At 64.9% G+C, this 422-nt stretch carries 2 protein-coding genes; both read left to right on the top strand.

Going from position 1 to position 422, the window contains the following annotated elements:
• Positions 1 to 194 (top strand): cytochrome c oxidase assembly protein (locus tag EN850_RS33725; RefSeq protein ID WP_189591284.1); only part of this gene is annotated, 194 nt, incomplete at its 5' end.
• 13 nt (positions 195 to 207) lie between these two features.
• A partial coding sequence (locus EN850_RS33720; protein WP_189591282.1) for a cytochrome c oxidase subunit 3 occupies positions 208 to 422 on the top strand: 215 nt, incomplete at its 3' end.

Below are 422 nucleotides of genomic sequence, written 5' to 3'. Positions count from 1 at the left end.
AATGTTTCTGTTTCACCGCGCAGACGCTGCAGGCCGGCGAGAAGCGCGACATGCCGGTGCGTTTCATCGTCGATCCGGACCTCCCGCCAGAGATCAAGACGATCACCTTGTCCTACACCTTCTACCGCAACGACGCGTTGTCCGATCGGCTGGCCCCGGCCGCCACCTCGGACGGCGCGCACGCCGCACCCTGACCCGGATACCGACATGGCCCAGACACCGACCGACGCCAACGTGTACTTCGTCCCGGGCCAGAGCAAATGGCCTTTCGTGGGGTCCATCGCGATGATGGTGACCATGGTGGGCGTGGCCAGCTGGCTCAACGATGCCGGCTGGGGGCGCTGGACGTTCTACGTCGGCATCGCGATGCTGGTGCTGACCCTGTTCTGGTGGTTCAGCGACGTGGTGCGCGAGTCACAGGC

It is taken from the genome of Mesorhizobium sp. M8A.F.Ca.ET.207.01.1.1 (genome assembly GCF_004794715.1).
In the GTDB taxonomy this organism is placed as follows: domain Bacteria; phylum Pseudomonadota; class Alphaproteobacteria; order Rhizobiales; family Rhizobiaceae; genus Mesorhizobium.
This window is presented reverse-complemented; position numbering and strand designations above follow the sequence as displayed.